At 67.7% G+C, this 12,794-nt stretch carries 12 protein-coding genes; 9 read left to right on the top strand and 3 right to left on the bottom strand.

Translation table 11 applies throughout. From position 1 onward, the window contains the following. Positions 1-67: 67 nt before the first annotated feature. Positions 68-256: a hypothetical protein gene (locus VG296_RS13130; protein ID WP_325565958.1), complete on the bottom strand. Its 189-nt coding sequence runs from the start codon at positions 254-256 to the stop codon at positions 68-70. A 528-nt stretch (positions 257-784) separates the two neighbouring features. Here VG296_RS13130 and VG296_RS13125 point away from each other — a divergent pair. Then, positions 785-2,899 carry a hypothetical protein gene (locus tag VG296_RS13125; protein WP_325565957.1) on the top strand — a complete coding sequence of 705 codons (2,115 nt, stop codon included), beginning with the start codon at positions 785-787 and terminating at the stop codon, positions 2,897-2,899. On the opposite strand, the gene VG296_RS13120 is transcribed toward VG296_RS13125, so the two are convergent. Continuing rightward, entirely contained in the window at positions 2,856-3,344 is a 489-nt protein-coding gene (locus VG296_RS13120) for a MerR family transcriptional regulator (protein WP_325565956.1), read from the bottom strand. The genes VG296_RS13125 and VG296_RS13120 overlap by 44 nt on opposite strands. 163 nt (positions 3,345-3,507) lie before the next feature. Between VG296_RS13120 and VG296_RS13115 the strand changes: the two genes are divergently transcribed. Beyond that, positions 3,508-4,554: an aldo/keto reductase gene (locus tag VG296_RS13115; RefSeq protein WP_325565955.1), complete on the top strand. Its 1,047-nt coding sequence runs from the start codon at positions 3,508-3,510 to the stop codon at positions 4,552-4,554. A 276-nt stretch (positions 4,555-4,830) separates the two neighbouring features. Continuing rightward, complete coding sequence (locus VG296_RS33195) at positions 4,831-5,115, top strand: acyclic terpene utilization AtuA family protein (protein WP_414641090.1); 285 nt, start codon at positions 4,831-4,833, stop codon at positions 5,113-5,115. Here the strand turns inward: VG296_RS33195 and VG296_RS13110 are convergent. Then, positions 5,023-5,565: a MarR family winged helix-turn-helix transcriptional regulator gene (locus VG296_RS13110; RefSeq protein ID WP_325565954.1), complete on the bottom strand. Its 543-nt coding sequence runs from the start codon at positions 5,563-5,565 to the stop codon at positions 5,023-5,025. The genes VG296_RS33195 and VG296_RS13110 overlap by 93 nt on opposite strands. A gap of 233 nt (positions 5,566-5,798) precedes the next feature. On the opposite strand from VG296_RS13110, the gene VG296_RS13105 reads away from it, so the two are divergent. Genes VG296_RS13105 through hpaD form a run of 6 tightly spaced genes read left to right on the top strand, consistent with a single transcriptional unit; the run spans position 5,799 to position 12,575 of the window. After that, on the top strand, positions 5,799-6,254 hold the full coding sequence (locus VG296_RS13105) for a flavin reductase family protein (protein ID WP_325565953.1): 456 nt from the start codon (positions 5,799-5,801) through the stop codon (positions 6,252-6,254). Between the two features lie 31 nt (positions 6,255-6,285). Next, positions 6,286-7,737, top strand: coding sequence for a 4-hydroxyphenylacetate 3-monooxygenase, oxygenase component (hpaB, locus tag VG296_RS13100; RefSeq protein WP_325565952.1), 1,452 nt, complete (start codon positions 6,286-6,288; stop codon positions 7,735-7,737). Next, positions 7,737-9,161 carry a fumarylacetoacetate hydrolase family protein gene (locus VG296_RS13095; RefSeq protein ID WP_325565951.1) on the top strand — a complete coding sequence of 475 codons (1,425 nt, stop codon included), beginning with the start codon at positions 7,737-7,739 and terminating at the stop codon, positions 9,159-9,161. Before hpaB ends, VG296_RS13095 begins: the two co-directional genes overlap by 1 nt. After that, positions 9,158-10,090, top strand: a complete 933-nt coding sequence (gene dapA, locus VG296_RS13090) for a 4-hydroxy-tetrahydrodipicolinate synthase (protein WP_325565950.1) — start codon at positions 9,158-9,160, stop codon at positions 10,088-10,090. The genes VG296_RS13095 and dapA overlap by 4 nt, the downstream gene beginning before the upstream one ends. After that, entirely contained in the window at positions 10,087-11,568 is a 1,482-nt protein-coding gene (gene hpaE, locus VG296_RS13085) for a 5-carboxymethyl-2-hydroxymuconate semialdehyde dehydrogenase (RefSeq protein ID WP_325565949.1), read from the top strand. The genes dapA and hpaE overlap by 4 nt, the downstream gene beginning before the upstream one ends. Then, positions 11,565-12,575, top strand: a complete 1,011-nt coding sequence (gene hpaD, locus VG296_RS13080; RefSeq protein ID WP_325565948.1) for a 3,4-dihydroxyphenylacetate 2,3-dioxygenase — start codon at positions 11,565-11,567, stop codon at positions 12,573-12,575. The genes hpaE and hpaD overlap by 4 nt, the downstream gene beginning before the upstream one ends. Positions 12,576-12,794: the final 219 nt, after the last annotated feature.

Genomic DNA, 12,794 nt, shown 5'->3' with positions numbered 1-12,794 from the left:
GCGGGCGCGCCCAGCGCCAGGACGATGCCGAGCCCGAGCACGCCCGCGATCCATCGCCGGCGCACGATCAGGCGTCCCCAGCGCTCCCAGCCCCTGCTGTGCGAGCTCGACCGCCGCCCCAGACGGCGGCGGTCGAGCGCTGGTCCCCCACGGCGAGCGTGATCGGCAGCAGGGTGAGGGCGGCCACGGTGGCCACCAGCGGGATGAGCATGCCGCCGACGCCGATGCTGCGCAGGAACGGCACCGGCAGCAGCACGACACGACCGGATCCAGCGCGAGCACACGGCCATCGCCGACATGCTCGGCAGCGGGGACCGGGAAGGCGCCCTGCGGGTGTTGGCCGAGCGCCGCGCCGAAGCCCAAACCTCATTCGACGACTATCTAGCCGATGCGCCCGCGGCCGCCGAATCACGCGCCTAGTGCGAGAAGGGCGAGCTGCGGCTGAGTGGAATCGCCGGCGCTCGGGAAAGCAATTCGCACGTTGAAGTCGACGGATGTGGCGGCGCCGATCTGGGTGCGTAAGGTGTGGCGATCTTCGCAACTTGAAACTCTCGGCGTTCAGCCGCCACTTCTATTGTTCGAGAAGTCGGCTACACTCGGTAGCTAGATCAGTACCCTGTTGCGGATCAGCACCCTGTAACGGATCGTCAGGGCGTGGTACGTCTCGGGGATCCGCGTCACCCACACCACGGCCTCGGCCTCATTGTCATGCCATGTCATGTCATGTTCGGCTCCTGCCAACTGCGCTCGCATGCTGCTTGAGCGCGCCCAGAAGGGCTGCCACATGTCCAGCTGCACAACGTTCACGCGACGGCGTCTTCGTACGCTGTCACTCAGCGCCATCGCCGTACTCACCGGAATCACGTTGACGCTCGGCACGACCGGCGCTGCCCACGCCTCGGCTCGGCCAGCCGCCGCCACGGCATCCGCGACACCGATCGCGTACGTCGCCAACTACACCAGCGAGTCCATTTCCGAGATCAACACGGCGACGGGAGCGGTTACCGGCACGGTCCCCACCGCTCCGAAGCACGGCGCCGGCACGTTCCCGCAGAGCGAGTACGTCTCGCCGGACGGCAAGACGGTCTGGGTGCAGAACGCCGGTAGCGGCAACATCACGGTGATCGACGCCAAGACCCACAAGGCGATCGACATGATCCACGTCTGCATCAACCCGGGGACCTTGTACCCGCTGGTCTTCACGCCGGACGGCTCCCGCGCATACATGATCTGCAACGCCAACAGCGTGCCCGGCGCCGCCCTGTTCGACATTGACTCCACGACCCGAAGGGCCACGAGGGTCGCCGCGGTGAGCAAGCCGCTGAACATCGCCGCGTCGCCGGACAGCACCAAGCTCTTCGTGACCGCTGACAAGAGCCTGATGGTCCTGGACACCGCAACCGACACGGTCTCCATAACCATCCCGCTCAAGGGGATCGTGAACCGGGACAGCGACGCGATCGCTGTGTCGAAGGACGGCACGCACGTCTACGCGGGCCTGTTCAACGGCGTCGCCGTCGTCGACACAACGACGAACACCGTCGCCGCGACCATCTCGCTCGGCCTCCGCGTCAACCAGCTCGCTCTCACCGCCGACGGGAGCACGCTCCTTGCCGCTCCCGCCCGAGGCAAGAACCTGTACGAGATCAGCACCGCGACGAACACGGTCACCGGGGACATCGTCCTCGGAGGTACCGACGCGTCGCAGCTCGAGTCCTCACCCACGGACAGTTCGACCGCGTACATCGAGGTCCAGCACGTCGGGATCAAGAACCCGTTCCGGGTCGTGAAGTTGAACCTCACGACCCGCGCGGTCACCGTCGCCGCGTCGTTGAAATCTCCGTCGAACTTCATCTCGTTCTCGCCCGACGGACGCACCGTCTACGCCAGCGCGAACGAGACCGACACGCTGCTGGCGATCCATGCCGCCACCGGCGAGGTGACCAGGCAGATTCCCCTGGGGATGCAGCACATCGGCGACGTGACGTTCGCAAACGATCAGGCCTTTGTATCCGTCGGAGACGGCACCGGGACGACGCCGAGCGAGGTGTGGGTGCTCAACGCCGACACCTACAAGGAGATCACGGCCGTCGAGCCGATCAAGCAGACCCCCGATCAGCTGGTGGCGACGCCGAACGGCCAGACGGTCTACGCCGTGGGTCGCGGTGAGATCATCGCCCTCGACACCGCGGCCGAAGCCACGTCGTACATCCAGGTGCCCGGCGATCCCGAGGCTCTCGCCGTCAGCCCCGACGGGACCACCCTCTACGTGTCCGACGGGAACAGCAGCGCGGTCTACGCCATCAGCACCGCAACTGAGAAGATCATCAATACGTTCACGGTGCCGTACACCGCCGACGAATCCGCGTCGCCGGCCACATATCGCGCCATGGCGCTCTCGCCCGATGGCACGAAGCTCTACGCCACCGGCACTGCCAAGGTGTCCGTCGTAGACACTGCCACCGACACCGTCATCTCGACGATCGCCGTCGGCGGGATCCCCAGGCAGATCGCCGTGTCCCCCAACGGCACGCTGATCTACACGTCGCCCGTGGTCGGCACGTCGGTCTCTGTGATCAACACGGCCACCAACGCGGTCTCCAGCGTGTCCTTGGGTGGCAGGGCGGGGGCCATCGCGTTCACCCCTGACGGATCCAAGGCCTACGTCGTCGACGAAGCCGACTCCGTGGCCGTCATCGACACAGCCACCGGCACGGAGACCGGCACCATCGCAACGGGCCAGGACCCGGACGCCGTGGCGTTCACCCCAGACGGAGCCGAGGCCTACGTGACGGACGGCGCCTTCGGCCAGGTGTCCGTCATCAGCACCGCCACCGGCACGGTCACCAGCACTCTCACCGTCGGCACCTATCCGACGGCCGTGGCGATCGCACCCTGATTCCGCCCCTGGGGGCTGGCTGCGCGACCGCGTATTTGCCGTTCTCTCCCGGCAGCCCGCTGTCTCCGCCGTCAAGCAGGTCCTCGTAGACGGCGACCTTGAAGTCGATCAGATCAATACTCTGTTGCAACTGGGCCATCTGCGCGAGCACCGCCTCGCGGTGTCCGCGCAGCAGTTCAAGGCGTTCCCGCTCATTGCCGTCTCCGTCTCGAACCAGTTCGGTATAGCGGCGAACCACCGGCAGCGGCATCGCCGAGCCCCGAAGCACGACACAGAGGATCAGCCAGTCCGCATCCTGTTCCGTGTACACGCGCCGCCCGCTGTGGTCGCGGAACACCGGACCGGGCAGTAACCCCTGCCGCTCGTAGAACCGCAGCGCGTGCACGCTCAGGCCCGTGCGTCGAGCGACCTCGCCTATCCCCAACCGCTCCCCGGCCTCGTCCACACCCGACAGCATAAATCAACCTGCGCATGCCCGGACCGAACTTGACCTCGCTCCTGAAGATCAGAACTTGCGCTAGAGCCGACTCTAGCTCCTAGCCTCGGCGCATCGGGCCCGTGCGACACGGCAGCCCGCAGTACCGCTCCTTCAGGACAGGACAAATCTCATGAGATACCGCCCGCTCGGCGGCACCGGAATACAGGTCAGCGCCTACTGCCTGGGCACGATGATGTTCGGCGCCATCGGCAACACGGACCGCGCCGCGTGCGCCCGGATCGTGCACACGGCGCTGGACGCCGGGATCAACCTCGTCGACACCGCCGACATGTACTCAGCCGGAGAGGCGGAGCAGATCCTCGGCGAGGCCCTCGGCGCCCGCCGCGACGACGTCGTGCTCGCGACCAAGGCGCACTTTCCCATGGGGGAGGACCGCAACCGGCGCGGCAACTCGCGCCGCTGGCTGACCCGCGCGGTCGAGGAGAGTCTGCGCAGGCTCGGCACCGACTGGATCGACCTCTACCAGGTCCACCGCCCAGACCCGGCAACAGAGATCGAGGAAACGCTCGGGGCGCTGACCGACCTGGTGCGCCAGGGCAAGATCCGCGCCTTCGGCTGCTCCAGCTTCCCGGCCTGGCAGGTCGCCGACGCGCACCGGATCGCCGAGCAGCGCGGCCACCACCGCTTCCGTACCGAGCAGCCGCCTTACTCCATCCTGGCGCGCGGAATCGAACGCGAACTGCTGCCCGCCGCCCGCCACTACGGAATGGGCGTGCTCACCTGGAGCCCGCTCGCCTTCGGCTTTCTGACAGGCCGGCGCGCCGCCGCCGGAGAGCAGCCCGGGGCCAGAGCGGCACTCACCCCGGCCCGATTCGACCCGACTCTGCCGGAGAACGCCGCGAAGTTCACCGCCGCCGCCCAACTGGCCGACCTCGCCGAGGAGCTCGGGCGCGACCTCCCACACCTGGCCGTCGCCTTCGCCGCCGCGCACCCGGACGTCACCTCGGTCATCCTCGGTCCGCGTACTCCCGAACAGCTGGAACACCTGCTCGCGGGGTCCGATCTGCTCCTCGACGACGACACCCTCGACCGCATCGATGCGATCGCGCCCCCCGGCATCGATCTCTTCCGCGCCGACAGCGCCTGGCAGCCCCCTGAGTTGACCACCCCGGCCCTGCGACGGCTGCCACCGGCCGAGCGCGCGGTCAGCCCTTGACAGCTGCGTGATGTCTCAAGGTTCTTGTATTGAACCAGACTGAGTTCTGTATCTCTTGTTCGCTGGTCTCATCGCCCCGATCGGGGCGCCAATCCAGCTTGGGAGATAGTCCATGAAGCTCTCCGGCAAGGCCAAGATGATCATCGGCGCGGCCGGTCTGAGCGGTGGCGGCCTGGCCGTCGCGGCGACCACGACCTCGTAGGTGACGGTGAGCCCGGCTCCGGGCAACCCGGTGCCGCAGCACGTGGTTCCGGGCACCGCGAAGGCGGAGACGACGTGCTGGACCTGGGCGCGGGAAGTGAACTGCCGTTGATCGATCGGCCCGGAACCATCGCGTCACTCGGCGAGTCCCTCGTCTCGGCCAACGCCTACCTCGGGTGCGAGGCGATCGTGCAGGCGCTCACGCACGGGGCAGATGTCGTCGTCACCGGGCGCGTCGCGGACTCCGTGCCCGAGGACGGCGCGTGGTCACGTGCGCTGGCGCGCGTCGAAGTTCACGGAGTGGGCGGTCAGCTTGTTCAGCAGTTCAATGAGGGTCTGCTGCTCGCCCTCGCTGAGTGATGCCGCCCACTCCTGTTCGCGTTGGTTGTGGGCGCGGAAGGCCGAGGTGATCGCTTCCAGGCCCTCGTCGGTGAGGCTGAGTTGGACCGCGCGCAGGTCGTACGCCGCGCGCTCCTTTTTGATCAGCCCGTCCTTCTCGAGTGTGGTCACCAGAGCCGACACCGCAGCGCGGCTCATGCCGGTGAGCTCCGCGACCTTCTTGGCCTCGACCGGGCTCGAGAGCCACAGGGCGAACAGCACCCGGAACCCGGGCCATGACCAGCCGCGCGGCCGGTGCACGGCGGACTCCAGGTCGTAGACGACCATGTTGGCGGCGCGGTGCAGGGTGAGCACCAGCCGCATGGCCAGCGGGTCCACGCCCGGCAGTTCCGCGCTCACCTGGTCGACGGCGTGGTCGATGAAGGACCAGAAGTGCAGGTGCTCGGTGTCGGGCCGCTGTTCGGTGGTCATTCCCCGAGTGTAGGCGGTGGGTCGCGCCCCGCGGGCTGGCGACTTATTCGCCACAGAGTCTTCCCAACGCGTCCGCGGATGAGTATGGTTCGAAATTAGACAAAGGTTTTACTACTTGCTTTGGTCAGCCACTTCGTGGTTCGTCCGCGCTCTCCCGAGGACTTGTTATGTCCGAATCTTTAGCTCTACCTGCTACATCTGACGCGCCGGCGCCGGGTGCGCTGCGTGCGTGCATGTCGCGGTTCGCGACGGGCGTGACCGTCGTGACCTTCGACGGCTACGACGGGCCGCGCGGGGCGACGATGAACTCCTTCACGTCCGTCTCGGCCGAGCCGCCGCTGGTGCTCATCAGCGTTGCCCGCCGTGCGCACTGCCATGAGCATCTGCTGGACCGCCCCTTCTGCGTCAACATCCTCGGCGCGGAGCAGGAGCCGCTGGCCAGGCTGTTCGCCGGCGCCCCGGCCACAGTCGTCCCGTACTGGACACCCCATGCGCGCGTTCCGCGCCTGGCGAACCCGCTCGCCTGGATCGAGTGCGAGCCGTGGGGCTCGTACGACGGCGGCGATCACACGCTCGTGCTCGGTCGGGTGACGGATCTCGACCACCGTGAGGGCGATGCCCTGACCTATGCGTGGAGCCGTTTCGGCGCGGCCACCGAGGCCACCGAAGGCATCGAACATCTCTTCTGAGCAACCACCGAACCATTACAGGAGCCTGGAAATGCCTGCACGTACCGGCAAGGAATACCTCGAGCGACTCGACGCGTCCCGTCCCACTGTGCACATCCAGGGCGAGAGTCTGACCGGCGGAATCCAGGAGCATCCTGCGTTCCGCAACGTGGTGCGGACCTATGCCGAGCTGTACGACCTGCAGCACACTGACGAGCACCGCGACACGATGACGTACACCTCGCCCAGTTCGGGCGATCGCGTCGCCACCTCGTTCCTCGTGCCGAAGACTCCCGAGGATCTTGTTAAGCGCCGTAGTGCGTTCAAGGTGTGGGCCGATTACAGCAACGGCATGCTCGGACGCACCGGCGACTACATGAACAGTTCGCTGATGGCGCTCGCCTCGGCCGCCGACTGGTTCGGGCAATCCGATCCGGCATTCGGGGAGAACATCCGCCGCTACTACGAGAAGGTCCGTGAGCAGGACCTGCTGTGCACGCACACGCTGATTCCGCCGCAGACCAACCGCGCGGTCTCCGGTGCCGAGCAGGCCGGTGGCAAGTTGGCGGCGCGGATCGTGAAGGAGGACGACAACGGAGTGGTGATCCGGGGCGCGCGGATGCTCGCCACCATCGCGCCGTTCGCGGACGAGATGCTGGTTTTCCCGTCGAGCGTGCTCCGGAACACGCCGGAGGACAAGCAGTTCTCGTACGCCTTCGCGATCGCGAACGACACGCCTGGCCTGCGCTACATCGCGCGCGAGCCGCTCGACTATGACCGTCCGCGTCATGACCATCCGCTCGCTTCGCGGTTCGAGGAGTCGGATTGCGTCGTGGTGTTCGACGACGTCCACGTGCCGTACGAGCGCTGCTTCGTGCTGGGCGAGCCCGAGCTGTGCAACGGTTTCTACTCCCAGACCAGCGCGGTCGTGCACATGACGCACCAGGTCGTGACGCGCACGTCCGCGAAGACCGAGTACATCCTGGGTTTGGTGTCGCTGCTGACCGAGGCGATCGGCATCGAGGGGTTCCAGCACGTGCAGGAGGACGTCGCGGAGGTCATCACCACGCTCGAGACGCTGCGCGCGTTCCTGCGCGCGGCGGAGGCAGACGCCACCTTCAACGAGTACGGGGTCCTGACTCCGGCCTTCGCTCCGCTGAATGCCGCGCGCAACCTCTACCCCAAGCTCTACCAGCGTTTCCCGCAGATCCTGCGCAAGCTCGGCGCGTCCGGGCTGATGGCGACGCCGACCGAACTGGACATCAACGGACCGGCTGCGGCGGATATCGAGATGTATCTGCAGGCTGCCACGCTTACCGGTGCGGAGCGGGTGAAGCTGTTCCGCCTGGTGTGGGACACCTGTATCTCGGCTTTCGCCAGTCGTCAGGCGCTGTACGAGTACTACTTCTTCGGGGACCCGGTGCGCATGGCCGGCGCGTACGTGAAGTCGTACGACCGTGAGCCGTACAAGGCCCGGGTGCAGGCGTTCCTGGAGCGTCCCTGATGCCGCACCCGCTGGGAACCACGCCGTCGAAGATCGTCGCGGTTCACCTCAACTACCGTAGCCGGGCCCGGGAGCGGGGACGGATCCCGTCGCAGCCCTCGTACTTTCTCAAGCCGCCGTCGTCGCTGTCCGGAACGGACGAGCCGATCGTGCGACCGCAGGGATGCGAGCTGCTCGGCTTCGAGGGTGAGATCGCGCTCGTCATCGGTGAGCGCGCGCGGAACGTGACGCCGGAGAACGGCTGGTCGCACGTGCGCTGGGTGACGGCCGCGAACGACGCGGGTGTCTACGACCTGCGATACGCCGACCGAGGCTCGAACCTCCGTTCGAAAGGCGCCGACGGATTCACGCCGATCGGACCGCGGCTGCTGGACGCCCGCCAACTCGACCCGGCCGGGCTGCGTCTGCGCACCTGGGTCAATGGCGAGTTGGCGCAGGACGACACGACCGACAACCTGCTGTTTCCGTTCGGGCAGCTGATCGTGGACCTGTCGCGGCTGATGACGCTCGAGCCGGGCGACGTGATCCTCACCGGGACTCCGGCAGGTGCCTCGGTCGTCGTGCCCGGCGGCGTGGTCGAGGTCGAGGTGTCCGACGGAACGTCCTCGACCGGCCGCCTGCGCAACGCGATCACCGCTGGGCCGGTGCTGGAGCCGTACGGGGCGATGCCGAAAGCCGATCCGGCCGAGCGCGAGGCAGCCTACGGATCCACGCTCCCGCTGCTGGACTCAGTGGTCGAAGAAGGCTTGAAGTCCGTAGCCGTGGCGACGCTGAGCGCACAGCTGCGGGTGCGCGGCCTGCCGAACATGTCCATCGACGGGGTGGCGCCGCTCCGGTCGACGAGCACGAACATGGTCGGCGTCGCACATACGCTGCGTTTCCTGCCGCTGCGCGAGGATCTGTTCAAGCAGGTCGGCGGGGGGATGAACGCGCAGAAGCGGGCGATCGAGGAACTGCGGCCCGGACACGTGCTGGTCATCGACGCCCGCCGCGACGCGACCGCCGGCACCATCGGCGACATCCTCGCTCTGCGTGCCGCGAAGCTCGGCGCGGCAGGGGTCGTCAGCGACGGAGCGGTGCGCGACAGCGCCACCGTGGCCGAACTCGGGCTGCCGGTCTACGCGGCAGGCCCGCATCCTTCCGTGCTCGGGCGGCGCCACGTCCCGTGGGATACCGGCGTTCCCATCGCCTGCGGCGGGGCGCTGGTGCAGCCGGGTGACCTGATCGTCGGCGATGCCGACGGAGTCGTCGTCGTGCCGCCGGAACTCGCCCGAGACCTGATCGCGGACTGCCGCGAGCAGGAGCGGCAGGAGCGCTTCATCACCGAGCAGGTCGCCGCCGGCGTCGGCATCAAGGGCCTGTATCCGATCGGGCCGGCCTGGCGAGAACCGTATGAGACCTGGTGCAAGGGAGACCCGCAGTGAAGTTCCGCAGTGACCCGTCCACGATCCGCGGATCGATCGCCCCCGTTGTCACGCCGTTCACCGCGGACGGCGCCGTCGATCTCGACAGCCTGCGCGGCCTGATCCGCTTCCAACTGGAGTCCGGGTCGCACGGCATCTCGCTCGGCGGGTCGACCGGCGAGCCGAGCGCGCAAAGCGTCGCCGAGCGCATGGTCGCGATGCACACAGCGGTCGACGAGATCGCCGACCGGGCTCCGTTCCTGCCCGGCACCGGCTCGCACAAGCTCGACGAGACCCTGGAGCTGACTGCCGAGGCGCAGGAGTTGGGCGCGGACGCCGTGTTGATCATCACGCCGTACTATGCGCGCCCCACGCAGGAAGCGCTGTATCAGTGGTATGCCACGATCGCCCGGGAGTTCCCGGACCTGCCGATCATCGCGTACAACGTGCCCTCGCGCACCGCAGTCGACATCGCACCGGCCACGGTCGCCCGCCTGTTCAGCGACTTCGAGAACTTCGTCGGGATCAAGGAGACGACGAAGGACTTCGAGCACTTCTCCCGTGTCCTGCACGCCTGCGGCCGCTCGCTGCTGGTGTGGAGCGGAATCGAACTGCTCTGCCTGCCGCTGCTCGCCCTGGGCGGCACCGGGTTCGTCTCCGCCGTCGCCAATCTCGCGCCCACGGCCGTGGCCCGCATGTACGAACTCTGGGAAGCGGGCGATCTGGAAGGCGCGCGCGACCTGCACTACCGGCTGCACCCGCTCGTGGACCTGCTGTTCGTCGAGACGAACCCGGCCCCGGCCAAGTGGGTTCTGCACCAGCAGGGACGCATCGCCTCACCGCACGTACGCCCTCCGCTGATCACCCCGACCGACGCGGGCCTGTCCCGTATCCGGGCGCTGCTGGCCGAGGGCGGCGACCTGACCGCACCGATTGGAGTCGGCAGATGACCATCGAGAACCTGCCTAAGCTGATCCGCCACTGGATCGGCGGCGAGTCGGTCGAATCCATCATCGGAGGCACCTTCGACGTCGTCGATCCCGTGTCCAATACCGTGTATGCGCAGGCCGCGCGCGGCTCGGTGCAGGACATTGATCGCGCCGTCGCCGCGGCACACGCCGCGTTCCCCGCGTGGGCGGCGCTCAGCAACAGGGCGCGCGCCGCAATCCTCTACCGGATCGCCGGCGCCGTCGAAGCCCGCCACGACCAGCTCGCCTCCTTCGAGACCTTCGACACCGGACTGCCGATCACCCAGTCTCGCGGACAGGCCCGGCGCGCGGCCGAGAACTTCCGCTACTTCGCCGACGTGATCGCCGCGCTCGGCGAGGAGGCGTTCCGGCAGGGCGAGGACCAGTTCAGCTACGTCGTGCGCACGCCGGTCGGGGTCGCCGGGCTGATCACGCCGTGGAACACGCCGTTCATGCTGGAAAGCTGGAAACTCGCGCCCGCCCTGGCATCCGGCTGCAGCCTCGTGCTCAAGCCCGCCGAATGGACCCCGCTGTCCGCATCCCTGTGGCCGGAGATCTTCGCCGAAGCCGGTCTCCCGGCCGGGGTGGCGAACATCGTGCACGGCATCGGAGAGGAAGCAGGCCAAGCGCTCGTCGAGCACCCGGACGTGCCGCTGATCTCCTTCACCGGCTCGACCGACACCGGACGCCACATCATCCGCTCCTCCGCACAGCACCTGAAGACGGTCTCGATGGAGCTCGGCGGCAAATCCCCAGCCGTCGTGTTCGCCGACGCCGACCTCGACGCGGCCCTGGACTCCGTCGTGTTCGGAGTGTTCTCGCTCAACGGCGAACGCTGCACCGCCGGGTCACGCGTGCTGGTTGAACGCCCGATCTACGACGAATTCACCCGGCGGCTCGCCGAGCGCGCCGCGAACGTCCGGGTCGGTCTCCCGTCCGATCCGTCCACCGAAGTCGGCGCCCTCGTCCACGTGGAGCACTATCAGCGGGTTCTGAATTACGTCGAGATCGGCTCGAAGGAGGCGCGCCTCGTCGCCGGCGGCGTGCGCCCGGAGCACCTGACGGAGGGCAACTACCTGCAGCCGACCGTCTTCGCGGACGTCCCTCGTGATGCACGGATCTTCCAGGAGGAGATCTTCGGCCCGGTCGTGGCCGTCGCGCCGTTCGACGACGAGTCCGAGGCCGTGGAGCTCGCGAACGCCACGCAGTTCGGTCTCGCGGCGTACATCTGGACCTCGGATCTCAAGCGAGGACACCGGATCGCGCACGCCGTCGCGTCCGGAATGGTGTGGATCAACTCGCACAACATCCGCGACCTGCGCACACCCTTCGGCGGAGTCAAGGCGTCCGGCGTCGGCCGGGAAGGCGGCGCGCACTCCATCGACTTCTACACCGAATCCAAGATCGTGCACGTCGCTCTCGGTGAGGTGCACACCCCCCGCTTCGGAGCACCATCATGACCGCCGTCCCAGCAGATGCTCCCGACGTCGTGCGTTCGGCTTACGCCCAACTGGCCGTCACCGACCTCACAGCGGCCCGCTGGTTCTGGGTCGGGATACTCGGCTTCCATATCGAATATGAGGATGCTGACTTCCTCTGCCTGCGCGGGACCGATGAGCTCACGCACCATTCGGTCGTGTTGCGACGCGCTGCCGCGCCGGCGCTGGACCACATCGCCTACCGCGTGCGCACGCCCGAGGATGTGGAGCGGGCGGCACGGTTCTTCGGTGAACTCGGCGGGCCGGTGCGTCGCGTGCTGAAGGGCAAGGGCACGCCCGGTGTCGGCGACGCGGTGCGCACGATCGACCCGCTCGGTTTCCCGGTGGAGTTCTTCTACGAGATCGAGCACGGCGAACGCCTCATTCAGCGCTTTGATCTGCATCGCGGCGCGGAGATCGCGAGGCTTGACCACTTCAACATCGCCACCCCCGACATCCCGGCGGCCTACGCGCACTACACGTCCCTCGGCTTCGGCTGCTCGGAAACCATCGAAGGCGACGCACACGAGCTCTACGCCGCCTGGATGTACCGCAAGCAGACCGTCCACGACGTCGCCTTCACCTGCGGCGCCGGCCCGCGCCTGCACCACCTCGGACTGGCCACGCACGAATCACACAAGGTGCTCCGGGTCGCCGACGTGCTCGGCTCGCTCGGCAAACAGCACCACATCGAACGCGGCCCAGGCAGGCACGGCGTGTCCAACGCCTTCTACCTCTACCTCAGGGACCCGGACGGACACCGCGTCGAGGTGTACACCACCGACTACTACACCGGCGACCCGGACCACGAGACCTATCGGTGGTCCGTCCACGACGACCGGCGCCGCGACTTCTGGGGCAACGCCGTCATCGAATCCTGGTACAAGGACGCCACCCCGGTCCTCGATCTCGACGGAAACCCCCAGCCGGTAGCCGACTCCCTCCTCGACGAGACCGCCGCAAAAGTGGGCGCGGACGGCCTCGGCTAAGGAGTCTGCGAAAGGACGTGGTGGAGAGCGCAGGTGTGCTTGCGCTCGCCACCGTCCGCTTGCGACGCAGGGCCGCTCGTCAGTCCGCGGCGGGTTCGTCGAGGTCGGGGAACTGCGGCTGCCTGGTCTCACCGGGACGGCTGACCGCACCCTGCCCGGAAGCGCGGAACCGAGGCCCGGACCCGGTTCACCCGCGCTCGGATAGGGTCGCCGTTCTGC

It is taken from the genome of Actinospica sp. (assembly GCF_035552695.1).
GTDB lineage: Bacteria > Actinomycetota > Actinomycetes > Streptomycetales > Catenulisporaceae > Actinospica.
The sequence above is the reverse complement of the archived record's forward strand: the minus strand, read 5'-3'. Positions and strand labels throughout refer to the sequence as shown.